Origin of the sequence: Streptomyces sp. NPDC087901, from assembly GCF_044742205.1 — a bacterium.
Lineage (GTDB): Bacteria > Actinomycetota > Actinomycetes > Streptomycetales > Streptomycetaceae > Streptomyces.
The window spans coordinates 20,396-44,373 of sequence record NZ_JBIUUC010000016.1 but is presented as its reverse complement, the minus strand read 5'-3'; the positions used below and the strand labels follow the sequence as shown (position 1 = coordinate 44,373).

The 23,978-nt window shown below is 71.5% G+C and carries 24 protein-coding genes; 3 read left to right on the top strand and 21 right to left on the bottom strand.

Annotated features, from left to right (window positions below; genetic code table 11):
• Positions 1 to 239 precede the first annotated feature (239 nt).
• Together ACIOEW_RS34345 and ACIOEW_RS34340 are read left to right on the top strand one after the other, a co-directional pair.
• Positions 240 to 1,025: a hypothetical protein gene (locus tag ACIOEW_RS34345; protein ID WP_362548783.1), complete on the top strand. Its 786-nt coding sequence runs from the start codon at positions 240 to 242 to the stop codon at positions 1,023 to 1,025.
• Between the two features lie 137 nt (positions 1,026 to 1,162).
• Positions 1,163 to 1,507 carry a hypothetical protein gene (locus tag ACIOEW_RS34340; RefSeq protein WP_362548786.1) on the top strand — a complete coding sequence of 115 codons (345 nt, stop codon included), beginning with the start codon at positions 1,163 to 1,165 and terminating at the stop codon, positions 1,505 to 1,507.
• A 196-nt stretch (positions 1,508 to 1,703) separates the two neighbouring features.
• On the opposite strand, the gene der is transcribed toward ACIOEW_RS34340, so the two are convergent.
• From der to ACIOEW_RS34305, 7 genes are all read right to left on the bottom strand, one after another.
• Positions 1,704 to 3,173 (bottom strand): ribosome biogenesis GTPase Der, encoded by a 1,470-nt coding sequence (gene der / locus ACIOEW_RS34335; protein ID WP_351001663.1) that lies wholly within the window; start codon positions 3,171 to 3,173, stop codon positions 1,704 to 1,706.
• A gap of 64 nt (positions 3,174 to 3,237) precedes the next feature.
• Positions 3,238 to 3,900 carry a lysophospholipid acyltransferase family protein gene (locus ACIOEW_RS34330; protein ID WP_362556948.1) on the bottom strand — a complete coding sequence of 221 codons (663 nt, stop codon included), beginning with the start codon at positions 3,898 to 3,900 and terminating at the stop codon, positions 3,238 to 3,240.
• The gene (gene cmk / locus ACIOEW_RS34325; RefSeq protein ID WP_362556946.1) at positions 3,897 to 4,613 is read right to left on the bottom strand and encodes a (d)CMP kinase; all 717 of its coding nucleotides are present in this window, start codon (positions 4,611 to 4,613) and stop codon (positions 3,897 to 3,899) included. Before cmk ends, ACIOEW_RS34330 begins: the two co-directional genes overlap by 4 nt.
• Before the next feature lie 192 nt (positions 4,614 to 4,805).
• Positions 4,806 to 5,891, bottom strand: a complete 1,086-nt coding sequence (locus ACIOEW_RS34320; RefSeq protein WP_362556944.1) for a prephenate dehydrogenase — start codon at positions 5,889 to 5,891, stop codon at positions 4,806 to 4,808.
• Positions 5,888 to 6,250, bottom strand: a complete 363-nt coding sequence (aroH, locus tag ACIOEW_RS34315) for a chorismate mutase (protein ID WP_401968803.1) — start codon at positions 6,248 to 6,250, stop codon at positions 5,888 to 5,890. Before aroH ends, ACIOEW_RS34320 begins: the two co-directional genes overlap by 4 nt.
• 42 nt (positions 6,251 to 6,292) lie before the next feature.
• Complete coding sequence (locus ACIOEW_RS34310) at positions 6,293 to 6,925, bottom strand: TetR/AcrR family transcriptional regulator (RefSeq protein WP_401968801.1); 633 nt, start codon at positions 6,923 to 6,925, stop codon at positions 6,293 to 6,295.
• Positions 6,926 to 6,928: 3 nt separating this feature from the next.
• Positions 6,929 to 7,291: a DUF1304 domain-containing protein gene (locus ACIOEW_RS34305; RefSeq protein ID WP_401968799.1), complete on the bottom strand. Its 363-nt coding sequence runs from the start codon at positions 7,289 to 7,291 to the stop codon at positions 6,929 to 6,931.
• 126 nt (positions 7,292 to 7,417) lie between these two features.
• On the opposite strand from ACIOEW_RS34305, the gene ACIOEW_RS34300 reads away from it, so the two are divergent.
• Entirely contained in the window at positions 7,418 to 8,140 is a 723-nt protein-coding gene (locus tag ACIOEW_RS34300) for a DNA polymerase beta superfamily protein (protein WP_401968797.1), read from the top strand.
• Positions 8,141 to 8,162: 22 nt separating this feature from the next.
• Here the strand turns inward: ACIOEW_RS34300 and ACIOEW_RS34295 are convergent, their stop codons facing one another.
• The 14 genes from ACIOEW_RS34295 to ACIOEW_RS34230 form a co-directional block, all read right to left on the bottom strand.
• Positions 8,163 to 8,954 (bottom strand): DNA polymerase beta superfamily protein, encoded by a 792-nt coding sequence (locus ACIOEW_RS34295; protein ID WP_401968795.1) that lies wholly within the window; start codon positions 8,952 to 8,954, stop codon positions 8,163 to 8,165.
• Positions 8,955 to 8,957: 3 nt separating this feature from the next.
• Positions 8,958 to 9,980, bottom strand: coding sequence for an ADP-ribosylglycohydrolase family protein (locus tag ACIOEW_RS34290; protein WP_401968794.1), 1,023 nt, complete (start codon positions 9,978 to 9,980; stop codon positions 8,958 to 8,960).
• Complete coding sequence (locus ACIOEW_RS34285) at positions 9,977 to 10,711, bottom strand: NUDIX domain-containing protein (RefSeq protein ID WP_362556931.1); 735 nt, start codon at positions 10,709 to 10,711, stop codon at positions 9,977 to 9,979. Before ACIOEW_RS34285 ends, ACIOEW_RS34290 begins: the two co-directional genes overlap by 4 nt.
• Positions 10,708 to 11,787, bottom strand: a complete 1,080-nt coding sequence (locus ACIOEW_RS34280) for an AAA family ATPase (RefSeq protein WP_401968792.1) — start codon at positions 11,785 to 11,787, stop codon at positions 10,708 to 10,710. Before ACIOEW_RS34280 ends, ACIOEW_RS34285 begins: the two co-directional genes overlap by 4 nt.
• Positions 11,784 to 12,437: a nicotinamide riboside transporter PnuC gene (pnuC, locus tag ACIOEW_RS34275; protein WP_401968791.1), complete on the bottom strand. Its 654-nt coding sequence runs from the start codon at positions 12,435 to 12,437 to the stop codon at positions 11,784 to 11,786. The genes ACIOEW_RS34280 and pnuC overlap by 4 nt, the downstream gene beginning before the upstream one ends.
• Positions 12,438 to 12,565: 128 nt before the next feature.
• Positions 12,566 to 13,789 (bottom strand): pseudouridine synthase, encoded by a 1,224-nt coding sequence (locus ACIOEW_RS34270; RefSeq protein WP_401968789.1) that lies wholly within the window; start codon positions 13,787 to 13,789, stop codon positions 12,566 to 12,568.
• A complete protein-coding gene (gene scpB / locus ACIOEW_RS34265; protein ID WP_136328129.1) occupies positions 13,789 to 14,436 on the bottom strand; it encodes an SMC-Scp complex subunit ScpB in 648 nt (215 codons plus the stop codon). The genes ACIOEW_RS34270 and scpB overlap by 1 nt, the downstream gene beginning before the upstream one ends.
• Complete coding sequence (locus ACIOEW_RS34260; RefSeq protein ID WP_401968788.1) at positions 14,433 to 15,563, bottom strand: segregation and condensation protein A; 1,131 nt, start codon at positions 15,561 to 15,563, stop codon at positions 14,433 to 14,435. Before ACIOEW_RS34260 ends, scpB begins: the two co-directional genes overlap by 4 nt.
• Positions 15,564 to 15,678: 115 nt before the next feature.
• Positions 15,679 to 16,278: a hypothetical protein gene (locus ACIOEW_RS34255; RefSeq protein ID WP_401968992.1), complete on the bottom strand. Its 600-nt coding sequence runs from the start codon at positions 16,276 to 16,278 to the stop codon at positions 15,679 to 15,681.
• Entirely contained in the window at positions 16,275 to 17,393 is a 1,119-nt protein-coding gene (locus ACIOEW_RS34250; protein ID WP_362556922.1) for a ParA family protein, read from the bottom strand. The genes ACIOEW_RS34255 and ACIOEW_RS34250 overlap by 4 nt, the downstream gene beginning before the upstream one ends.
• A gap of 368 nt (positions 17,394 to 17,761) precedes the next feature.
• Entirely contained in the window at positions 17,762 to 18,877 is a 1,116-nt protein-coding gene (ald, locus tag ACIOEW_RS34245) for an alanine dehydrogenase (protein WP_362556963.1), read from the bottom strand.
• A gap of 143 nt (positions 18,878 to 19,020) precedes the next feature.
• Positions 19,021 to 21,084, bottom strand: coding sequence for a tetratricopeptide repeat protein (locus ACIOEW_RS34240; protein ID WP_401968786.1), 2,064 nt, complete (start codon positions 21,082 to 21,084; stop codon positions 19,021 to 19,023).
• 206 nt (positions 21,085 to 21,290) lie between these two features.
• Positions 21,291 to 21,917, bottom strand: a complete 627-nt coding sequence (locus ACIOEW_RS34235) for an NUDIX hydrolase (RefSeq protein ID WP_362556918.1) — start codon at positions 21,915 to 21,917, stop codon at positions 21,291 to 21,293.
• A gap of 88 nt (positions 21,918 to 22,005) precedes the next feature.
• Positions 22,006 to 23,667, bottom strand: a complete 1,662-nt coding sequence (locus ACIOEW_RS34230) for a CTP synthase (RefSeq protein ID WP_362556916.1) — start codon at positions 23,665 to 23,667, stop codon at positions 22,006 to 22,008.
• Positions 23,668 to 23,978 lie beyond the last annotated feature (311 nt).

Here is a 23,978-nt window from a genome sequence, read left to right as displayed (position 1 = left end):
CGCCGCTCGCGGGGGCCCGCCGGGGCAGGGCCCTTCCTCCACCACCAGTGGCCAGGACGCCCGCGGCAGGTTCCATGAGTTCGGCATTTGTCCAGGTATCACCTGTCCGGTCGCGACCTGGTCGCCCTGGGCGGTTCGATTCCGTTCCCCTTCCCGCGTGACCCCGACCGCGGCTCACCCGTTGTCTCTTCATGAGCCGGGAACCGCCCGGCGCACGTACCGAGTTCGAGGAGCCACCCGTGCCGCGCATGCTCGACGTCAGCGAGGACGTACGCGCCGAGATCGGCGACGCCGAAGCCGACCGGCTGCTCGTCGGCGACAACGCCCCCGGCAGTTACGACTGCACCTCCTGCCGCACCCCCGGCGACTCCGAGCAGGAACGCACCAGCACGGTGCTGTTCGTCGGCGACGAGACCGCCGTCCTCGCCTTCGCCCACGCGACCTGCATCCCCTCGCAGGTGGTCCAGGTGGCCGAGGAACAGCTGCAGGGGGCCGTACGCAGCATCACCGGCAACGAGCAGGAGGGGGGCCCGGACCTGTCGGTCCCCGAGCAGGCGGTGCTCGGCATCACCAGCGGCCTGGTCCTGATCGACGACGAGCTCCACCCTGCCCTGGTCGTCGAGCCGACCGGGGCGATCGCCCGCCCCGGCACCGACGGCAGCGGCGGCGACGAGTTCCTGCAACTGCTGCTGGAGCAGAGTTTCCGGCCGGTCCATCGGATGGACCAGGTTCCGGAGGTGCTGCACGGCTGGTCCATCCTGCTCGCCATGGGACAGCTGCACGCGGTGCTCCAGCCGGGCACGGGCGGCGGCGCCCCGGTTGCCTGGTGGCAGGCGCACGCGCCCCTGCAGGTCACGGAGGGCTGGCGGACCGCGGCCAACAAGTCGCAGACCGTGCTGGTCTATGCCGCACCGGCCGGTTCGATCGGCCAGCAGCCCCGCGAGGACCTGCTGCGCGACGCCCTGGAGAAGGCCGCGGCCGGCGGGTTCCTGGTAGCGGCCGCGATGCCGCTGGCCGGGACCTGATCATGCCCGCGCGCCCCGCGCACCCACGACGAACAGCTATTTCTCCCGCGGGCCCGCATCCGACGGACGGCGGGGTCGTTGGCACATACGTGCACTCATACGACCCCTCCCACCAGCGTCCGAGCCCGATCCCTGCCATGCGTCCCGCGCAGGAACCTTCGGGCGGCCCGTCCCACACCCCGATCTACGACGCGCTGTACTCCGAGTACCGCAGGTCGTTCAGGGCGCTGCCGGGTGATCGGAGCGGCGAGGAGAGTCTGGGCCTGCCGGCCTTCGGTGCCGGGTTCTTCGGCTCGCACACCTCGCTGAGCGTCCACTCTGCGCACTCCGGGCACAGCGGGGCCGGAAGCAGCGCCGGCGGCACCGGGCACAGCAGCGGCCCGGGCAGCCACACCGGCAGCCTGGGCTCGTGGCAGCGGGTCGGGCGGCACGCGGGACGGGTCCAGCCCGCGGCGCTGCCGCCGGGCTCACGGGACGCCTGACGTACGACGGAGCCCCGGACCACTCGTTGAGCGAGTGGTCCGGGGCTCCGTCGTACGGTCCGGGGTGTGCCGTCCGAGTCCCCAGGGGTGGCGTGAGGCCCCCAGGGGCCACGTAAGGCGCCCAGGGCTCCCCGGGCCCCTACGGGCCTGCTGGGGGCCTTCCTGGCGCCTCACGCGCCGGACGGCGCCCGGTTGCCTACTTGTTGCGGCCGCGCTTCTCGCGGACCCGTACCGAGATGTGGATCGGAGTGCCCTCGAAGCCGAACTCCTCACGCAGCCGGCGCTCGACGAAGCGGCGGTAGCCGTGCTCCAGGAAGCCGGAGGCGAAGAGCACGAAGCGCGGCGGCTTGGTGCCCGCCTGGGTGCCGAAGAGGATACGCGGCTGCTTGCCACCGCGGATGGGGTGCGGGTGGGAGGCGACGATCTCACCGAGGAACGCGTTCAGCCGGCCCGTCGGAACGCGGGTCTCCCAGCCCTCCAGCGCGGTCTCGATCGCCGGGACCAGCTTCTCCATGTGGCGGCCGGTGAGGGCCGAGACGTTGACCCGGGGGGCCCACGCGACCTGCGCGAGCTCCGTCTCGATCTCGCGCTCCAGGTAGTAGCGGCGCTCCTCGTCGAGGGTGTCCCACTTGTTGAAGGCGACGACGATCGCGCGTCCGGCCTCGACGGCCATGGTGACGATGCGCTGGTCCTGGACGCTGATCGACTCGCTGGAGTCGATCAGGATCACGGCGACCTCGGCCTTCTCCACGGCGGCCGCGGTACGCAGCGAGGCGTAGTAGTCCGCGCCCTCCTGGAGATGGACCCGGCGCCGGATACCGGCCGTGTCGATGAACTTCCAGGTGATGCCGCCGAGGTTGATCAGCTCGTCGACCGGGTCGCGGGTGGTGCCTGCCAGCTCGTTGACGACCACGCGGTCCTCGTTGGCCACCTTGTTCAGCAGCGAGGACTTGCCGACGTTCGGACGGCCGATCAGCGCGATACGGCGCGGGCCGCCGACCGCCGTGCCGAACGACTGGGCCGGGGCTTCGGGAAGCGCCTCCAGCACCGCGTCCAGCATGTCGCCGGTACCGCGGCCGTGCAGCGAGGAGACGGGGTGCGGCTGGCCGAGGCCCAGCGACCAGAGCGCGGTGGCGTCCGCCTCGCCGCTCTGCCCGTCGACCTTGTTCGCGCAGAGCACGACGGGCTTGCCGGACCGGCGCAGCAGCTTGACGACGGCCTCGTCGGTGTCGGTGGCGCCGACCGTGGAGTCGACCACGAAGACGACCGCGTCGGCCATCTCGATCGCGTACTCGGCCTGGGCCGCGACGGAGGCGTCCAGCCCCAGGACGTCCTGCTCCCAGCCGCCGGTGTCGACGACCTTGAAGCGGCGGCCCGCCCATTCGGCCTCGTAGCTGACGCGGTCACGGGTGACGCCGGGCTTGTCCTGGACCACGGCCTCGCGACGGCCGATGATCCGGTTCACCAGCGTCGACTTGCCGACGTTGGGACGGCCGACGACGGCGAGAGCGGGGAGCGGTCCGTGACCGGCCTCACCGATGGCACCCTCGACGTCCTCGGGGTCGAACCCCTCCTGCGCGGCGAGCTCCATGAACTCCGCGTACTCGGCATCGCCAAGCGCTCCGTGCTCGTGGTCCGAGCCGCCGGAGTGAATCTGGTCGTTCATGAAGTCCGTTCCTCTTTGCATCATCATCGATGGACCACGCAGCACGCGGTCCACTACTCAAGTCTTACTCGGTGCGCCCGGTGAGGCGCCTGGCCTGCTCCAGGTGGCCGGTCAGCCGTCCCTGGATCCGCAACGTCGCCTCGTCGAGCGCGCCGCGCGTCCGACGGCCGCTGCCGTCTCCGGCAGCGAACGCCTCACCGAAGACGACGTCGACACGGCTGCGCAGCGGCGGCAGTGCCGATATCAACCGTCCGCGGCGCTCGGTGCTTCCCAGTACGGCCACGGGCACGATCGGCGCCCCGCTGCGCAGCGCGAAATACGCGAGTCCGGCGCGCAGCGAGGCGAAGTCTCCTTCGCCTCGGGTGCCCTCGGGGAAGATCCCGAGTGCCCCGCCGTTCCCCAGCACGCCGAGGGCGTGGGTGATGGCGGTGCGGTCGGCGATCGATCGGTCCACCTTCAGCTGACCGATTCCGCGCAGGAACGGGTCCAGGGGGCCGACGAACGCCTCTTTCTTGATCAGAAAGTGGACGGGCCGGGGCGCGGTGCCCATCAGCATCGGCCCGTCGATGTTGTGCGAGTGGTTCACCGCGAGTATGACGGGTCCGGAGGCGGGGACCCGCCATGCGCCGAGGACACGGGGCCTGAAAAGCCCGTACATCAGCCCGATCCCGATGCCGCGTCCGACCGCCGCTCCGCGCAGCGTGGGCGCGCCCGTGGCAGGTGTCACTTCGCGGCCTGCTTCTCCCCGACGAGGGTGACAACACACTCGATGACCTGCTGGAGGGTCAGCTCGGTGGTGTCCACCTCGACAGCGTCGTCCGCCTTGGCGAGCGGCGAGGTCTTGCGGCCGGAGTCGGCGGCGTCCCGCTTGATCAGCGCATCCTTGGTGGCGGCCAGATCGGAACCCTTGACCTCGCCGCTGCGGCGGGCCGCGCGGGCCTCCGGCGACGCGGTCAGGAAGATCTTGATGTCGGCGTCGGGCAACACGGTGGTGCCGATGTCCCGGCCCTCGACCACGATGCCCCGCTCCGCTCCGGCGGCGATGGTGCGCTGCAGCTCGGTGATCCGGGTGCGCACCTCCGGGACGGCGCTGACTGCGCTGACCTTGGAGGTGACCTCCTGCGTACGGATCGGGCCGGAGGCGTCCTCACCGTCGACGGTGATCGTCGGGCCGGTGGGGTCGGTGCCGGAGACGATGACCGGCTTGGCGGCCGCGGTCGCCACCTCCGCCGCGTCGTTCACGTCGATGCCGTTGTTCAGCATCCACCAGGTGATCGCCCGGTACTGGGCACCGGTGTCCAGGTAGCTCAGGCCGAGCTGGGCGGCGACGGCCTTGGACGTGCTGGACTTGCCGGTTCCGGAGGGGCCGTCGATGGCGACGATCACTGCGGCCGGGGCGGTCCGGGCGGCGGCGCTTACGGTTTCCACGGTGGTGGACACCTTCCTGGTACACGGGGTGGGCGGGACGGGGACGCGTGAACCCGCCCCGCACAAGGTTACCGAGTGCCGGGGCGGGCCCGACCACCCCTGTGGACAAGTGCCTCCCGGCCTTGCGTCCCAAGGGGCGTCTCGCCGGTCAGGGCCGGCCGGGCGTCGCGGCCCCGGTCCTGACCGGCGAGACGCCCCGAAGGGCTACTGCCGGAGGGACCAGCCCCGCTCGCGCAGCGCCGCACTCAGGGCCGGGGCGGCACTCGGTTCGACCATCAGCTGGACGAGGCCCGCCTGCTGACCGGTGGCGTGCTCGATCCGTACGTCCTCGACGTTGACCCCGGCCCGGCCCGCGTCCGCGAAGATCCCGGCCAGCTCGCCGGGGCGGTCGCTGATGAGGACGGCCACGACCTCGTACGAGGAGGGGGCGGCGCCATGCTTCCCGGGCACCCGGACCCGGCCGGCGTTGCCGCGGCGCAGGACGTCCTGGATGCCCTCGGTGCCCTCGCGCCGCTTGTCCTCGTCGGCGGACTGGAGCCCGCGCAGCGCGGTGACGGTCTCGTCGAGGTCGGCGGCGATCCCGGCGAGGACGTCGGCGACGGGGCCGGGGTTGGCGGAAAGGATCTCCACCCACATCCGGGGGTCCGAGGCCGCGATCCTGGTCACGTCCCTGATGCCCTGGCCGCAGAGGCGCACCGCGGTCTCGTCGGCCTCCTCCAGGCGGGCGGCGACCATCGACGAGATCAGCTGCGGGGTGTGGGAGACGAGGGCGACGGCCCGGTCGTGGGCGTCGGCGTCCATGACGACCGGGACGGCACGGCAGAGCGCGACCAGCTCCAGCGCGAGGTTGAGGACCTCGGTGTCGGTGTCGCGGGTGGGTGTGAGGACCCAGGGGCGCCCCTCGAAGAGGTCGGCGGTGGCGGCGAGCGGGCCGGAGCGCTCCTTGCCGGCCATGGGGTGCGTACCGATGTACGGGGTGAGGTCGACGCCGAGCGCTTCCAGCTCGCGGCGCGGCCCGCCCTTCACGCTCGCGACGTCGAGGTAGCCGCGGGCGACACCGCTGCTCATCGCGGTGGCCAGCACGGTCGCGGTGTGGGCAGGCGGTACGGCGACGACCGCCAGGTCGACGCGGCCCTCGGGCGGCTCGTCCGTGCCGGCGCCCAGGGCGGCCGCCGTACGGGCCGACTCCGGGTCGTGGTCGACGAGGTGGACCTTGATGCCGCGCCCGGCGAGGGCGAGGGCCGCGGAGGTGCCGACGAGGCCCGTTCCGATGACGACGGCGGTTCTCACTGGGCGATGTCCTTGCGAAGGGAGGCGGTGGCGCCGAGGTAGACGTGGGCGATCTCGGACCTGGCGAGATACGTCTCGACGTGGGCGAGGATCCGGACCACCCGGGGCATGGCCCCTTCGATGTCCAGCTCCTGGGCGCAGATCAGCGGTACGTCGACGATACCGATCCCGCGCGCCGCGGCGGCCGGGAAGTCGCAGTGCAGGTCGGGCGTGGCCGTGAACCAGATGCTGATCAGGTCGTCCGCGACCAGGCTGTTGCGCTCCAGGACCGCGGTGAGCAGGGCGCTGACCTGCTCGTCCATGTGTCCGGCCTCGTCCCGCTCCAGCTGGACGGCTCCGCGGACCGCTCGTACCGCCACGTCGTACTCCTCGCCTGTGCCTGCCGCGTCTGCGCTTGCGTTTCAGCCTAGAGGGGCGGCACCGTCCCGTGCCGGGGCGCCCTGTCCGTGAGACGCGGCGGTGGCGTGCACGGCTACCAGCATCCGCCAGACCCGTGCGGCGAGCTGTGGAGCGGTGGCGTCGACGCGCCCGTGCACCCAGTCGGCGAGGACCCCGGCGAACAGCCCGGCGACGGCACTGGCGATCACGTCGGCCCCGGTCGTGGCCGGGCGGCGGCGGGTGAGCTCGGCGAGGCTGCGCGCCCTGAGCTCCTCGTGCAGCAGCTCGCCGAGCGGCCCGCCACCGCCCGTGCCCAGCAGGCTCCGGTAGACCTCGGCACGGTCCCGTACGGCGTCCAGCAGGCCGGTCAGCTCCGCGGGCGGCGCATCGGGCCCTGGCGGCGCCCCGTCCCAGGCGTGCAGGGCGTCCACGGCCTGCCGGACGATCTCGGCGCAGGCGTCCACCGCGAGGGCGCGCAGATCGTCGTAGTGGAGGTAGAAGGTGGCCCGGCCCACTCCGGCCCGGCGGACGATCTCGGAGACGCTGACCCGGTCCAGCGGGCGCTCCTCGCACGCCGCGAGGAGCGCCTCTCGCAGCCTGCCCCGGGTCCGGGCGGTACGCGGGTCGCTGCTGCCCGCGACCGCTGCCGGAGCCACCGCTCAGCCCGCCGTCAGGACGAGCACGAGGGCCGCCCCGGCAGGAACCGCCTGCACGAAGAGGATCTTCCGGCTGACGGTGGCCGCGCCGTACACCCCGGCCACGACGAGGCAGCAGAGGAAGAAGATCTGCGCCGGGCGGGCGACGGGGTCACCGGCGATCAGGCTCCAGACGAGCCCGGCGGCCATGAATCCGTTGTAGAGCCCCTGGTTCGCGGCCAGCGGCGCGCTCTCCCGGGAGAACTCCGGTGTCGTGGCGAAGACCTTGCGGCCGCGCGGGGTGTCCCAGAGGAACATTTCGAGGACCAGGAAATAGGCGTGGATCAGCGCGACGAGCGCGACCAGCACCTGGGCTGCTGTCTGCATGGTGAGCGACCTGACGACCTTCCGTATCGACTTCCTGGACAACTGTACAGGAAATCGATGGGTCCTCGGAGCTCCGGAGCCCCGCCCCGGGCAGGGGCCGGCGGGCTCTCGCGTACCCTCCCCCGCATGATCACTCCCTCCGACGAGGCGCTGGTACGCGACCACACGGTCTACTCCTGCGTGATGGGCTCGCGCGCCTTCGGGCTCGCCACGGACGGCAGCGACACCGACCGGCGGGGGGTCTTCCTTGCGCCGACCCCGTTGTTCTGGCGGTTCGACAAGCCTCCGGCCCATGTCGAGGGACCGGACGCTGAGCAGTTCTCCTGGGAGCTGGAACGCTTCTGCGAACTGGCCCTGCGGGCCAACCCCAATGTGCTGGAGTGCCTGCACTCGCCCCTGGTGGAGCGGATCGACGCGACCGGCCGTGAACTCCTCTCGCTGCGCGGGGCGTTCCTGTCCCGGCAGGCCCACGGAACCTTCGTCCGCTACGCGCTGGGCCAGCGCAGGAAGCTGGACGCGGACGTACGCCAGTACGGGGCACCGCGCTGGAAGCACGCCATGCATCTGCTGCGGCTGCTGGCGAGCGGCCGGGAACTGCTGCTTACGGGAGAGCTCACGATCGACGCAGGGGCGGACCGCGAGGACCTGCTGGCGGTCAGGCGGGGCGAGGTGCCCTGGCCGGAGGTGGAGCGGCGCATGGCGAGGCTGGCCGAGGAGAACGACGAGGCGGCCGCCGCCTCCCCGCTGCCGGCGGAGCCGGACCGGGCACGGATCGAGGACTTCCTGATCCGCACCCGGCAGGCGTCGGCGCTGGCCGGGTTGCCTGCCGGGGACGGTTCGGCCGGCTGAGGCCGGGAAGAGGCGGCGCGGCTCAGCCGGCCGAGGCCGGGGCGAGACGCGCCCGCACCACCAGTTCGTGGAGCGCGTCGAACCCGCTCGGCCCGTCCGGCAGCCCCGTGTCCGCCTGCGCTGCGTCGAGCACCCGGTGCAGCGACTCGACGTCCCGGGCCGCCTCCGCCCGGTCCACGCCCTCCGCGCCCCCGTGCTCGGCCTCGGCCTTGGCCGTGATCAGGCCGGGGAGGCAGGCCGGCGCCTCCACCCGGGCGAGGAGGGACGGCAGATGGGCCAGCACCTCGCCGCTGCGCATCAGATGGATACCCGTGAGCAGCGCCCGGAAGGTGTAGAGCAGCGGCTTCAGTTCGCCGGTCCTCTCGAAGAGGCGCCACTGGGTGCTGGCGAATCCGCGGTAGTGGTGGGCGTGGTTGCTGGTGAGGACGCCGGGCGCGAGCGCCACCAGTTCCCGGTGCAGGGCGGTCGTGTGGACGACCAGGGGCGAGAGCAGCTGCTCCAGGACGTAGCCGTTCGGCTTCAGCATCAGGCGGACGAACTTGCGGAGGTCATGGGTGACGAGGTCCATCTCCACGCCGTCGCTGTCCCACATCCGCGAGCACGTCTCCTCGGGCTCCCGGAGCCCGAGGAGATCCTCCACGGGCAGGACGTGGACCCCCCGCAGGTCCACATCCGAGTCCCGGGAGGGAAATCCGTACAGATGCGCCCCGGAGACCGTGGCGAACAGCAGCGGGTGGCGTTCACCGGCGAGGACCGGGCCGAGGTCGGTGACCGGCAGCCCGGCGTGCTGGAGGTGCATGGTGTCCGTAGGCATGGCTCAAGCGTCCCAGAGCGCCCCCAGCGACAGGAGATCGCTCCGGTACTCGATCCGCTCGGACCATTCCTTGGGCCAGGCCGCCGAGCCGAGGTGCGCTCCTGCCAGGGCGCCGGTCAGGCAGCCGAGGGAGTCCGAGTCGCCCCGGGTGCAGGCGGCCCTGCGCAGGGCGGTGACGGGTTCGTCGGGGAAGAGCAGGAAGCAGTGCAGGGCCGTGGCGAGGGCCTCCTCGGCGATCCAGCCGTCGCCGGTGCTCTCGCAGGGGTCGGTCTCCGGGGACGGGTGGCGCAGGGCGTCCTGGACCCGGGCCAGGGCGGTGAGGCACTCGTCCCAGCCGCGCTGGATGTACAGCTCCGGGGAGGAGTCGCCCGCGTAGCGCCAGAGGTCCCCGAGCCAGCGCGTGAGGTAGCGGCCGCTGTTCTCGTAGGCGTAGCTGCGCAGCTGCCCGATCAGGCCCATCGGCTCCGCGCCCTGCGCCAGCAGGTGGACCGCGCGGGCCATCAGGTCGGACGCGGCGAGTGCGGTCGGGTGTCCGTGGGTGAGCGCGGCCTGGAGCTGGGCGGCGCCGGCGCGCTGTTCCTCACTCAGGCCGGGGACGAGCCCGACGGGCGCGACGCGCATGTTGGCGCCGCAGCCCTTGGAGCCGGTCTGGCTGGCCTCCTGCCAGATCCGGTCGCTGTCGAGCATCCGGCAGGCGGTCATGCAGGTGCGGCCGGGGGCGCGGTTGTTGTCGGGCGAGTGGTACCAGTCGACGAACTCGTCGCGCACCGGCCGTACGAGGCGCAGCGGGGTGAGCAGTCCGCGGTCCATGGCGGTGCGGATTCCGCGTCCGAGGGCCAGGGTCATCTGGGTGTCGTCGGTGACGATCGCCGGCTTCGGCAGCCGCATCTGGCGCCACGGCCCACACTTGGCGAGGATCGAGGGGACGTTGTTGAACTCGGTCGGGAAGCCCAGTGCGTCGCCGAGCGCGAGCCCGGTGAGCGCGCCGGTGGCGGCCTGTTTGGTGAGGGTCCTGGTCACGATCATGTGCTTCTTCCTTCCGGTCGCAGCAGTGGGGGGTGCAGGGCGGTCGCGGCACCCGCCCGGTACAGGGCGGCCGGTTTCCCCCGGCCGCCGGTGCGGCGCGGTGATCCTTCCGAGGCCTGGACGAAGCCGGGCGTGGCAAGGACCTTGCGCCGGAAGTTGGGCCGGTCCAGCTCGACGCCCCAGACCGTCTCGTACACCTGCTGGAGCTCTCCCAGGGTGAACTCCGGCGGACAGAACGCGGTGGCCAGGCAGGTGTACTCGAGTCTGGCGCCGATCCTGGCGCGGGCGTCGGCGAGGATGAGGTCGTGGTCGAAGGCGAGCGCGCCGAGCCGCCCGGCGTCCCACCACTGGGCGCTGGCCGCGTCGCCGCCGCCGCGCGGTTCGGGCAGATCGGGGACGAGCGCGGCGTAGGCGACGGAGACGACCCGCATCCTCGGGTCGCGGTCCGGGTCGCTGTAGGTGCGCAACTGCTCCAGGTGGAGGGCCGAGACGGTGTCCTCGGTCAGTCCGGTCTCCTCGGCCAGTTCCCTGCGCGCCGCGGTCCCGGCGGACTCCCGGGGCAGCACGAAGCCGCCGGGCAGCGCCCAGTGGCCCTTGTACGGGTCCTCGCCGCGTTCGACGAGCAGGACGTGCAGCCGTGACTCGCGGACCGTGAAGACGGCGAGGTCGACGGTGACGGCGAAGGGTTCGAAGGCGTGCGGGTCGTAGCCCTCGGGGCCGGCGGCACTCATCGTCGCTCCGGGAGGGGGGCGGCGAAGTCCCAGCCGGTGGCGAGCAGGGCGTCGACAGCCGTGACGGCTGCGGTCAGACGGTCCTGGCGGCTGCCGGTGATCTCGGTGAATGTCCTTCCGGTACGGGCGAGTTCGGCCCGGAAGCGGTCGGTCATCCAGGGCCGCAGCTCCTCGCCGTCGCGCAGTCCGTCGTCCTCGAAGGCGACGCCCTCGTGGTCGGTGAGCAGCCACAGGTGGTGGGTGACCCGGTCGGCGGTCCGCTCGACCAGGGGGTTGCGGCCTCCGACGTACCGCTCGTGCCACACGGTCGTGGCGAAGGAGTCCGTGTCGCACACGAGCAGCGGGGAGCCGGTGCGGGCGGCGGCCTCCTCGCGGGCGTTCTGGGTCTCGGCGATGAGGGGGAAGTCGTGAGTGGTGAAGGAGACGTCCTCCCACTGGGCCTCTGGCCACCGGGCACGCAGCGCGGCGAGCTTCTGCTCGCTGAACTCGCGCCCGTACTCGGCGACGTAGCCGGTGTGCGCCCAGATGCCGCCGCGCCGCCGGTAATAGGCGGCGAGGTCGCGGGCCAGGGTGGTGGTGCCGGTGGACTCGGCGCCGAGGACGACGACGCGGCGGGTGAGCGCCGCCCGGACCGGGGGTTCGAGGAAGTCCCAGCAGCCGGCCGGGTCCGCGCGGACGGCAGTGCCGGAGACCGGGAAGACCGTGCGGCCGGGGTCCACGCAGACGGACTCGGCGCCGAAGCGGCGGGCGAGTTCGTCCCCGTACGACTCCGAGGTGAAGACGGCGTCCACGGGCTCGGGCACGGCCGCGGTGAAGACGGCCATGTGGGCGTCCCAGATCGCCGGGTCGTGGAGATCCATCGGGGTGTCGTCGACGGCGCCCACCACCGTCACGTCCGGGTGCACCTCGCGCATCCAGGCGACCCGGTCCGCCAGCGGCACGGATTCCACCGAGGCGGCGCAGACCAGCACGGTCAGCCGCTCGCAGCGGTCCCGGGCCGTACGGACGAGGTGGTGGTGGCCGGCGTGCGGCGGGTAGAACTTCCCGAGCACCAGCCCGTGTGCGAAGCGCTTCATGCCTGGGCCTCCACGGGCTCCGGGTGCCGAACGGTGAGATCCCGCCTCCAGTTGCGCAGGCCGATCAGGCACAGCGTCAGGAAGCCGGCGTACAGCAGCGAGGTCAGATAGAGCTCCTTGTACGCGTACAGCGGGATGTAGACCACGTCGGCGGCGATCCACAGCCACCACGACTCCACGAGTTTTCTGCACTGCCCGTACGTCGCCGCGAGCGACAGGGCGGTCGTCAGCGCGTCCCAGAAGGGCACCGTCGAGTCAGTGGCCCGGTCGAGCAGGACGGTCAGTGCGAGGGTCCCCACCACCCCTGCCGCGAGCAGCCCGGTCCACTCGGTGCGGGTGGTGCGCCGCACCGGCAGGCCGTCCGTCCCTGGTCCACCCCCGTGGGTCCAGGTCCACCAGCCGTACGCGGCAAGGGCGATGAAGACGATCTGGAGGCCCGCGTCCGCGTACAGACCGGACTGGGCGAACAGCAGGATGAAGAAGACGTTGTTGGCGATGCCGATCGGCCAGTTGGCGAGGTGCTGGCGGGCCACGAGCCAGACGCACAGCGCTCCGCTGCCGAAGCCCAGCACCTCGGTCCAGCTGACCGGGGTGTCCAGAACCGTCATCAGGGGTTGCTGCAGGGGATCGAGTACATCCGCGAGACTCACGCCCGCCTCCTTAATAGTCACTCTGACTATAAAGGCAGAACGGGGACAGCAAAAGGCCCGCGGCCGATTCCTGTTCGAAAATCGAAATCCAGGAACCGGCCGCGGGCCGTGAGCGGTGTGCGGGTGGTCTACAGACCGACCTCACGCATCAGCATGCCCACTTCGGTGTTGGTGAGCCGGCGCAGCCAGCCCGACTTCTGGTCGCCCAGCGGGATCGGCCCGAACGACGTACGCACGAGCCGCTCGACGGGGAAGCCGGCCTCGGCCAGCATCCGGCGGACGATGTGCTTGCGGCCCTCGTGGAGGGTCACCTCGACGAGGTAGTTCTTGCCGGTGTTCTCGACCACGCGGAAGTGGTCGGCGCGGGCGTACCCGTCCTCCAGCTGGATGCCGTCCTTGAGCCGCTTGCCCAGGTCGCGCGGGAGCGGGCCCTGGATGGCCGCGAGGTAGGTCTTCTTCACGCCGTACTTCGGGTGGGTGAGACGGTGGGCCAGCTCGCCGTGGTTGGTGAGCATGATGATGCCCTCGGTCTCGGTGTCCAGCCGGCCGACGTGGAAGAGACGCGTCTCACGGTTGGTGACGTAGTCGCCGAGGCACTGACGGCCGTCCGGGTCCTCCATGGAGGAGACGACACCGGCCGGCTTGTTCAGCGCGAAGAAGAGGTACGACTGGGTGGCCACCGTCAGGCCGTCGACCTTGATCTCGTCCTTGTGCACGTCGACGCGCTTGCCCTGCTCGACGACGATCTCGCCGTTCACCTCGACGCGGGACTGCTCGATCAGCTCCTCGCACGCACGGCGCGAGCCCATGCCTGCCCGGGCGAGGACCTTCTGCAGCCGCTCGCCCTCCTGCTCGGCGCCCGGGTGGGTCTTGGGCGTCTTGATCTCGGGCTTGTCCGCGTACCTGTCACGGTTGCGCTGCTCGATCTTGGCGTCGAGCTCGCGCGAGCGGGCCGGGGAGCCGTACGGGGCACGCCGGCCGCCGCCCCTGGAGCCACTCGACGCCGCCTTCGGACCGCCCTTGGCACCGCCGCGGGCGGCCTCGCCGCGGCCCTTGCGGGTGCCGCCGTCGCCGCCCGGCTTGTCGTTGCCGACGTCGTAGCGGCGCTCCTCGGGGCGGGGACGGCGGGCGCGCTGCTCCTGATTGTCATCGCGCCCGGAGCCGGGGGTCCGGGCATTCGGGTTGCTGTTCCTGCCCGTGCCGGTGTTGTTCCTGCTGCTCCTGCCGCCGCCGCTGCCGCCGCTCCTGGCGCCGCCGCCGCTGTTGCCACCGCTCCTGCCGCCGGCGCCGCTGCTGCCGCCGCTCCTGCCGCCGGCGCCGCTGCTGCCGCTGTTCCTGCCACTGCTTCGCATCAAAATTCCGTCTTGTCGTGTGCGTGAGTATCCGGGGTGTCCGGTGCGTCCGGATCGAACGACGGCACACCCTCTAGCGTCTCAGCCTCGATCGCGTCCGCCTCGGGGAGGAAGGGCGCGAGCTCCGGGAGCTCGTCCAGGCCACGCAGGCCCATTCGCTCCAGAAAGTAGTTCGTCGTCCTGTACAGGATCGCACCTGTTTCGGGTTCCGCGCCCGCTTCCTCGACCAGACCCCTCTGCAGCAGGGTCCGCATGACCCCGTCACAGTTCACGCCTCGCACCGCCGAGACTCTCGACCGGCTCACCGGCTGCCGGTACGCGACCACCGCCAGGGTCTCCAGAGCCGCCTGCGTCAGACGGGCGTGCTGCCCGTCCAGGACGAAGCCCTCGACCGCCGCCGCGTACTCCGGGCGCGTGTAGAAGCGCCAGCCGCCCGCGACGAGCCTGAGGTCGAAACCGCGGCGCTGGACGGTGTACTCGTCGGCCAGTTCCCGCAGCGCGTCGGCGACGGCCCGCCGGGGCCGCTCCAGCACTTTGGCCAGATGCTCCTCGGTCGCGGGCTCGTCGACGACCATGAGGACGGCCTCCAGCGCGGGCTTGAGATCGAGGTCCGCGACGGCGGAGCCGGTGACGTCCTGCTCGCTCATGCCGTCACGTCCTGCTGCGGGCCGCGCACGTCCTGTGCCTTCACGTCCTGCGCCGTCACGTCCTGCTGCGCGTCGCGCACGTCCTGTGCCTCCTGGTCGAACTCGTCCGTCACGGTGGGCCCGGCTCCCTCTCCCCCGGCCCAGCGCACCATGAGCTCGCCGAGCGCCTCGTCCTGGTCCAGGGCGACGGCCTTCTCCCGGTAGAGCTCCAGCAGGGCGAGGAACCGTGCGACGACGGTGAGGGTGTCCGGGGCGTCCTCGGCCAGCTCCCGGAAGCTGATCTCCCCCACTTCCCGCAGCCGCTCCACCATGATTCCGGCCTGCTCGCGCACACTGACCAGGGGGGCGTGGATGTGGTCGATGTAGACCTGCGGTCTGGGCTTCGGCTGCATCGCCTTCACGGCGAGCCGGGCGAAGCCCTCGGCCCCGATGCTGATGACGACGTCGGGCAGCAGCTCGGCGTGGTGCGGTTCCAGCCCGACGGTACGAGGAAAGCGCCGGCCCTCCGATTCGAGGCGGGCACTGAAGATCTCGGCGATGCGCTTGTACGCGCGGTACTGCAGCAGCCGCGCGAAGAGCAGGTCCCTGGCCTCCAGCAGCGCCAGGTCACCCTCGTCCTCCACCTCGGCGACGGGCAGCAGCCGGGCCGCCTTCAGATCGAGGAGGGTCGCGGCGACCACGAGGAACTCGGTGGTCTGGTCGAGGTCCCAGTCCGGTCCCATGGCCCGGATGTGCACCATGAACTCGTCGGTGACCTTGGACAGGGCGACCTCGGTCACATCCAGCTTGTGCTTGGAGATCAGCTGGAGCAGCAGATCGAACGGCCCCTCGAAGTTCGCCAGCCGGACGGTGAAACGCCCGTCGTCGGGAGCAGGGGCCGGGGCCACCGGGGCCACCGGGACCGCCGGGGCGTTGTCCCCCGCCGGGGCCACAGGGACCGCCGGGGCATTGTCCACCACCGGACCCGCCGGGACCGCCGGAGCCCCGTCCCCGACCGGAGCCCCGTCCACCACCGGAACCGGGAAGACATCCCCCCCGCCCGGTCCGCCCCCGGACACGGGTCCACCGCCCGGCCCGCGGCCCAGGGGGCGGCGGGAGGTACGGGCGGACTGGTCGGGAGGAGGCATGGAGATCCAGGGTGCGACGGGACACGGGCGGCGGGCGGCGGCCCGTACGGGACGGGACAGGCCGCACCGCTCGGCCGGCGGCCGCCCTCCGGGCAGGCTACCGGCGCCGCACCGCTCAGCGGCCGCGCAGCCGCCGTACGAGGATGCTCGCGTCGCCCCGCGACTCCAGGTCCGCGAGGACCACGGCGACGGCCTCACGGACGATGCGCCCGCGGTCGACGGCCAGGCCGTGCTCGCCGCGCAGCACGAGCCGCGCGTGTTCGAGGTCCATCAGCTCCTCGGCGGAGACATAGACCGTGATCTTCTCGTCGTGGCGCTCCCGGCCACTGGGCCTGCGGTTCGCCCCGCGCCCGCCACCGCGTCTGCGCTGCTGCTGCACGACAGGGGCGGGAACCGGCTCCTGCGAGGACGGCGGCTGCGGGCGGCGCCCGGCCTGTGCGGCCACCGCGACGCGGTCGTTCTCACCGCCGCGGCTGCGCGAGCCGCCGGCGTTGGCGTCGGCGTCCGCCGCGGAGTGCTCCTGCGAGGAGGGGGCCGCGCCCGCGGAGGCTTCGGAGCCCTCCCCCGACGTGCTGTCCCCGGAATCCCCCTCGCCGGCCGGAGCCGGTACCCGGGCCTCGCCGTTCGCCTTGCGCCGCCGCTCCGCGGGGGACGAGGACTGCAGCCCCATCCCCCCGGTGGTACGGAACAGTTCGTCGGCCCCGGGCAGACTCACTCGGCGTGACACCGGGCGAGCACCTCCCTGGCGAGCTGGCGATAGGCGGCGGCACCGACCGAGTTGGAGGCGTACGTGGTGATGGGCTCACCGGCGACCGTGGTCTCCGGGAAGCGGACCGTGCGCCCGATGACCGTGTGGTAGACGTGATCGTCGAATGCCTCGACGACGCGCGCGAGGACCTCGCGGCTGTGCACCGTACGGGAGTCGTACATGGTGGCGAGGATGCCGTCGAGCTCCAGGTCCGGGTTGAGCCGCTCCTGGACCTTCTCGATGGTCTCGGTGAGCAGCGCCACACCGCGCAGCGCGAAGAACTCGCACTCGAGCGGCACTATCACCTTGTGCGCGGCGGTCAGCGCGTTCACCGTGAGCAGGCCGAGCGAGGGCTGACAGTCGATCACGATGTAGTCGTAGTCGGCCATCAGCGGCTTCAGGGCGCGCTGGAGCGTGGACTCGCGGGCGACCTCGCTGACCAGCTGAACCTCGGCGGCCGACAGGTCGATGTTGCTCGGCAGCAGGTCCATGTTGGGCACTGCGGTCTTCAGGAGGACCTCGTCGGCCGCCATGCCCCGCTCCATGAGCAGGTTGTAGACGGTGAGGTCGAGCTCCATCGGGTTGACGCCGAGGCCGACCGACAGGGCTCCCTGCGGGTCGAAGTCGACGAGCAGGACACGCCGGCCGTACTCCGCGAGCGCGGCACCCAGGTTGATGGTCGACGTGGTCTTGCCGACGCCGCCCTTCTGGTTGCACATCGCGATGATCTTCGCGGGACCGTGATCGGTCAGCGGGCCCGGGATCGGGAAGTAGGGCAGGGGCCGGCCCGTCGGGCCGATCCGCTCGCGGCGCTGCCGGGCGGCGTCGGGCGCGAGGGTGGCCGCGTACTCCGGATCGGGCTCGTACTCGGCGTCCGGGTCGTAGAAGTGCCCCTGGGGCGCTGCATCGAAGTCGGCGAAGTGGGCGGTGTCCCGGCCACTCTCGTTGCCGGCCATGGCGTTCACGTGTAGGCCGTCCATCATCTGGGGGGCTGTCGTCATGTGCTGGTGGGTGGCGAAGGTGCGGACAGCGACGGAGCCGACAGCCTCCAGCCCGTTCGGGCTCTGGCCCCGCGCCGGCATCCCTGGATGAACACCCCCGGGAGTAAATGTCGACTCATTCACAAGTCGTCTTACCTCCTTGGACATGACCAGGAAACTTATCGATAGGTCAGCGTGGCACCATGCCGACGATTGGCGACTCTATGGCGTGTCACCGGTCCGCAGCAACACAATCCGCCGGACCCGGCCCGATGTGTCGGCAATCGAACACCCCGCTGTCAAGGGCGCGCAGCCTCCTGGGCGCACTTTTCACAGGTGCACGAATCGGTTAAAGGGTTACCTTCGAGACGAGTTGCGCGCGGCCCCGGGGAGGCCCGACACGCGTCCGGCCGGACCTTGCTCGGCAAGGTCCGGCCGGACGCGTGAGGTTGACGAACGGTGTTGACCCGTCAGCCGAGAAGCGTGCTCAGTTCGACGTGGTCGAGGCCGTGCGCCTCGGCCACCTCGCGGTAAACGACCTGCCCGTCATGGGTGTTGAGGCCCTTGGCGAGTGCGGCGTCGCGGCGCAGCGCCTCGGCCCAGCCACGGTTCGCGAGCTCCACGATGTAGGGCAGCGTCGCGTTGGTGAGGGCGTACGTGGAGGTGTTCGGGACCGCGCCGGGCATGTTCGCGACGCAGTAGAAGACCGAGTCGTGAACCATGAAGGTCGGTTCGGCGTGCGTCGTCGGGTGCGAGTCCTCGAAGCAGCCGCCCTGATCAATTGCAATGTCGACAAGTACACTTCCGGGCTTCATCTTGGCGACGAGCTCGTTGGTGACCAGCTTCGGGGCCTTCGCGCCGGGGATCAGCACGGCACCGACGACGAGGTCCGCCTCGATGACGGCCTTCTCCAGTTCGAAGGCGTTGGAGACGACGGTCTGCACCTTGGTGCCGAAGATCTTGTCGGCCTCGCGAAGCTTGTTGATGTCCTTGTCGAGCAGCGTGACGTGAAAGCCGAGACCGACGGCGATCTGCGTGGCGTTCCAGCCGGAGACACCGCCGCCGATGACGACGGCCCTGCCGGCCGCCGTGCCCGGGACACCGCCGGGCAGCACGCCGCGGCCACCGACCGAACGCATCAGGTGGTACGCGCCGACCTGCGGGGCCAGCCGGCCCGCGACCTCGGACATCGGGGCGAGCAGCGGCAGCGCGCGGTTCGCGGTCTCGACGGTCTCGTAGGCGATGGCCGTGGTGCCGGACTCCAGAAGGGCGTCCGTGCACGCGCGGGAGGCGGCGAGGTGCAGGTAGGTGAAGAGGGTCTGGTCCTTGCGGAGGCGGTGGTACTCCTCGGCAACCGGCTCCTTGACCTTGAGCAGCAGGTCCGCGGTGGCCCAGACCTCGTCGGCGGTGGGCAGGATCTGCGCCCCGGCGGCGACGTACTCCTCGTCCGTGATGGAGGAGCCGGCCCCGGCGTTCTCCTCGACGACGACCTGGTGGCCGTGACGGACGAGCTCGTGCACACCGGCAGGCGTGATCGCCACGCGGAACTCGTTGTTCTTGACTTCGCGGGGGATGCCGACCTTCACGTCGATCACGGTCCTTGGCTCAGAGGGTTACCCGGACATAGCTATACATACCCGGATAGACGCAGCGTAAATGGAGACACCGCGAACACCCGCGGCAGAGCCAGTCTAATGAAGGGCTTCTCCCTGTCTAGCCTTACAAAGCATTAATTTTCTGTCGTAGCACTACGGATTTCGTAGGCTGCGCTCTCCTCACCCAGCAATCTCTCGGCCGCACCCCTGTGCAGCCCCGCGGCTGCGGGGTCGCCGAGGCGGTCGAGGGTGTCGGCCAGCCGGAGCTCCAGCGCGGCCTGCAGCCGCAGGTCCTTGGCCTGGCGCGCCCACTCCACGGCCTCCCGGCAGGTCTGCAGCGACTCCTGCGGACGGCCCGCGTACTCCTGGACCCGGGCGACCTCACTCAGCGCCCGCGCCTGGGCGGGCACATCGCCGAGCCTGCGGTAGCCGGCCGCCGCCGCCCGCCAGTTCCGCAGCGCCTCGCCGTACCGGCCCGCGTAGGTGTGGACGGTGCCGAGCCTCCCGTAGAGCCGCGCCTCGTCGGCCCGTTCGCCCTGGGTGAGCCGCTGCGCGAGCGCCCGGCCGTACCAGTCGGCGGCCCGGTGGAAGTCGCCGAGCTCGGCATAGGCACCGCCTACGGATTCCATCGCGCGGCCGGTGGCGTACTGGTCCTTCGCCGCCCGTCCGGCATCCAGCGCGGCCCGGTAGCGGGCCAGCGCCTCCCGGGTCCGGCCGGTCCCGGCGTCCAGATCGGCGAGGTTGAGCAGCGCGGCCGCCCGCTCCCGGGGCAGATCGCGCCGCTCCGCGACGGCCAGCACCAGACCGTGCAGTCCGTAGAGGTCGGGCGCGGCCGCCTCGGTGCCTTCGTGCACGGCCAGCGCCCGTACCAGAGCGGCCACCAACCGCCTTGCCAGGGTGTCGAGTTCACCGTCCCCGACGGCGATCCGGGCGGAGGCGACCAGTGCGGGCCTGCGGATCCGCAGCCAGGCGGCGGCCGCCTCGGGGCCGGGGAACCGCAAGGAGCGCGGCAGCCCGGCAAGCTTGCGCCGGGCCGGGGAGCCCTCGGGTTCGGTGACCGCGCGGCAGGACTGGAGCAGCCGCACGGTGCGCTCCAGCATCCGGGCCTGGGCGAGCTGGATCTCGGCCGGGCGGTCCCGGTCCTCCAGCAACGCCCGCAGCAGCGCCGCGAGGCAGCCGGGTACCTCGTACTGCGGCTCCTCGGCACCGTCGCTCCGCAGCAGCCCCAGCCGCACGAAGTCGTCGAGGGTGGTCCGGGCTGCCGAGACGGAACAGCCGGCGAGCGCCGACGCGGTGTGGGCGTCGGCGAGCCCGGCCGGGGCGAGGGAGAGCAGCCGCAGTATCCGGGCGGCGGTCGGCGGCAGCGAGTCGTGGACCAGCCGGAAGGCGCGGGCCAGCGGGCGGGCGCCGGTGGGCTGCTCGGTGTCGTCCGGCAGTTCCCTCAGCTGTTTGGTGACGTCGGCAACCGAGGCCGTCGGATGGGTGGCCAGCCAGCCCCCGATCATGAGCAGTGCGGCGGGCTGCCCCCCGCACTCCTCCGCCAGGGCCTCCGCCGTCAGCGGGTCGACGGTGATCCTGACCTGGCCGATCACACCGGCGAGCAGCTCGACGGCGGAGCCCGCGTCCAGGCCACCGATGGTGCAGGGGCGGACGCCGGAGATGCCTGTCAGCGGGCCCTGAGCGGTGGCGATGACGAGACAGTCCGGATTGTCCGGCAGCAGCGGGTCGACCTGTTCGGCGTCGGAGGCGTCGTCGAACAGGAGCAGGACGCGGCGCACGGCGAGCGCCTCGCGGACCATCTCGGACAGTTCGTCCGCGTCCGCGCCGGGTGGGCCGGCCACGTCCAGCCCGCCCAGGAGTTCGCGCGCGGCGCGTTCGGCGGGGACGGGGGTGCCACCGGGTTCGGTGAGCCGGACGCGGATCAGCCCGTCGGGGTACTCGCCCGTCCCGAGCAGCCGCCGGGTGAGTTCCCCGGCCAGTGCGGTACGGCCTGAACCGGGGCGGCCCGCGATGAGCAGGACCCTGGCCCGGCCGCTCTTGCGACCGGCCATGGTGTCCAGTCCGGCCCGTTCGATATCGGCCCGCAGTTCCTTCAACTCGCGCTCGCGCCCGAAGAATCGGGGTGGTTCGACGGCGGCCGGCTCCTCGGTCCCCGCTGCCTCGGCCGGGCCGCTGGTGTCCACCGCCTGATCCGTCACGGGCCACGCTCCACTTCGCTGCACGCGTCGCCCGCCGGGACTCCGGTCAGGGCATTCCGAGCGTAGTTCAGGCGAGTGGGCGAATCGGGTGGAGCGCGGCGGGGAGGTCCCCCGATCGGATCAGCATGTTTTCCGACCGGGGGCTGCGAGGGAGCACCCGCAGGGGGCCGCGCGAGCGTCTCCCTCCCGGCATTCCCGACGTGTCGTCAGGCCTCGAACGGCCGGGCGGGCCAGGGCGCCTCCGCGGGCCGCAGCGAGTCGGTCCCGTCGCCCGCGAGTACCGCCGCGAGCGCGAGCACCCCCACCACCAGGCAGCTGTTGTGCAGGTCTCCGGCGAGGACACCCCGCACGAGATCCTGGAGCGGAACCCGGGCCAGCTCCATGTCGGCCTCCTCCTCGGAGACCTCGAAGCGCTCCCCGTCCGCCTCGGAGATGTTCCGGGCGAGGAAGATGCGTACAGCCTCGTCGCAGCCGCCGGGCGTCGTGAAGACGTCGGTCAGCACCCGCCAGTCCTCGGCCTTGACGTACGCCTCCTCGTAGAGCTCGCGCTGCGCGGCGTGCAGCGGGTTCTCACCGGGTACGTCGAGGAGTCCGGCCGGAATCTCCCAGAGCTTGTGGCGCACCGGGTGGCGGTACTGGCGCAGCACGAGGACGCGGTCCTCGTGGTCGAGTGCCAGCACGGCGACCGAGCCGGGGTGGACCTGATAGTCGCGGCGCGCGATCGTGCCGTCGGGCATCTCCACGTCATCGGTACGGACGCTGGTCTTGTTGCCCCGGAACGGAGTCTCGGTCGCGGTGACCGGCCATTCCTCGGGCGTGTCCTGGAAACCCATCTACGTCCTCCCACAAAAAACAGTGACCGGGGTACGCGTCCTCGAAGGATGCGTACCCCGGTCAACCGTAACGCCTGCGGGGATGCCGTTACTTGCCCGGCGTGGCGCCCGTCTTGCGCGCGACGGCCGCCTTCACCAGGCCCGCGAAGAGCGGGTGCGGGCGGGTCGGGCGGGAGCGCAGCTCCGGGTGTGCCTGGGTGGCGACCAGGTAGGGGTGGACCTCGCGCGGGTACTCGACGTACTCGACGAGCTTGTTGTCCGGGGAGGTGCCGGAGAAGACCAGACCGGCCTTCTTCTCCAGCTCGGCGCGGTAGGCGTTGTTGACCTCGTAGCGGTGACGGTGGCGCTCGTCCACGTACGGCTGGCCGTCGTAGGCCTCACGGACCAGCGAGCCCTCGGCGAGCTTCGCCGGGTACAGGCCGAGCCGCATGGTGCCGCCCAGGTCGCCCGCACCCTCGACGTACGCCAGCTGCTCCTCCATCGTCGAGATGACGGGGTGGGAGGTGGCCGCGTCGAACTCGGTGGAGTTGGCGTCGGGGATCTCGGCGAGGTTGCGCGCCGCCTCGATCACGATGCACTGCAGGCCCAGGCAGAGGCCGAGCAGCGGCACCTTGTTCTCGCGGGCGTACTGGATGGCGCCGACCTTGCCGATGACGCCGCGCTCGCCGAAACCGCCCGGGATGCAGATGGCGTCGACGTCGCCGAGCTGCTTCTTGGCACCGGCCGGGGTCTTGCAGTCGTCGGACGCGACCCACTTGACCTTGACACGGGCCTTGTTGGCGAAGCCGCCGGCCCGGATGGCCTCGGTGACCGAGAGATAGGCGTCGGGCAGGTCGATGTACTTGCCGACCAGCGCGACCGTGACCTCGTGGTCGGGGTTGTGGACGCGGTCCAGCAGATCCCCCCAGGTGGTCCAGTCGACGTCGCGGAACGGCAGGTCGAGCTTGCGCACGACGTAGGCGTCCAGGCCCTCGGAGTGCAGCACCTTCGGGATGTCGTAGATCGACTTGGCGTCCGGGCAGGCCACCACGGCCGCCTCGTCGACGTCGCACATCAGCGAGATCTTGCGCTTGATGGCGGTCGGTACGTCGCGGTCTGCGCGCAGCACGATGGCGTCCGGCTGGATACCGATGTTGCGAAGAGCCGCCACCGAGTGCTGGGTGGGCTTGGTCTTGAGCTCGCCGGACGGGCCGATGTAGGGCAGCAGCGAGATGTGCACGACGAAGACGTTGTCCCGGCCGACCTCGTGGCGGACCTGGCGGACGGTCTCCAGGAACGGCAGCGACTCGATGTCGCCGACCGTGCCGCCGACCTCGGTGATGACGACGTCGACGTCGTCGGTGGCCATGCGGCGGATGCGGTGCTTGATCTCGTTGGTGATGTGCGGGATGACCTGCACCGTGTCACCGAGGTACTCGCCGCGCCGCTCCTTGGCGATGACCGTCGAGTAGACCTGGCCGGTGGTGACGTTGGCGGAGCCGTCGAGGTCCACGTCGAGGAAGCGCTCGTAGTGGCCGATGTCCAGGTCGGTCTCGGCGCCGTCGTTGGTGACGAACACCTCGCCGTGCTGGAAGGGGTTCATCGTGCCCGGGTCGACGTTCAGGTACGGGTCGAGCTTCTGCATGGTGACCCGAAGGCCGCGCGCCTTGAGCAGGGCACCGAGGCTGGAGGCAGTCAGACCCTTGCCGAGGGAAGAGGCGACACCCCCGGTGACGAAGATGTGCTTGGTCGTCGTGGATGTGGGCTGCATAGCCAAAGGGGGCTCCCGTGGTCGCGATCGTGAGGTGCGTACCGGCATTCCCATCCGGCTGATCCGGAGGTGCCGTCGCTGCGGTTCGGGGGCCTCGTCTGCTGTTGCCGACGACCACCGGTCCACGGGCTACCAGGGTAACAGCGACGAGGGGAGCCTGCTTCCGGCCACTCCCGGCACATCCCGCACACGGGATCACCGCATGTCTCTCACGCCCCACCCGTTCAGCTCACCTCTGTTGCCAAGAGCGTCGCGCGGATCACCCAGGTGCGTCGTATCCTGCTCGGACACTCGCTCCGGGCGAGGTATGA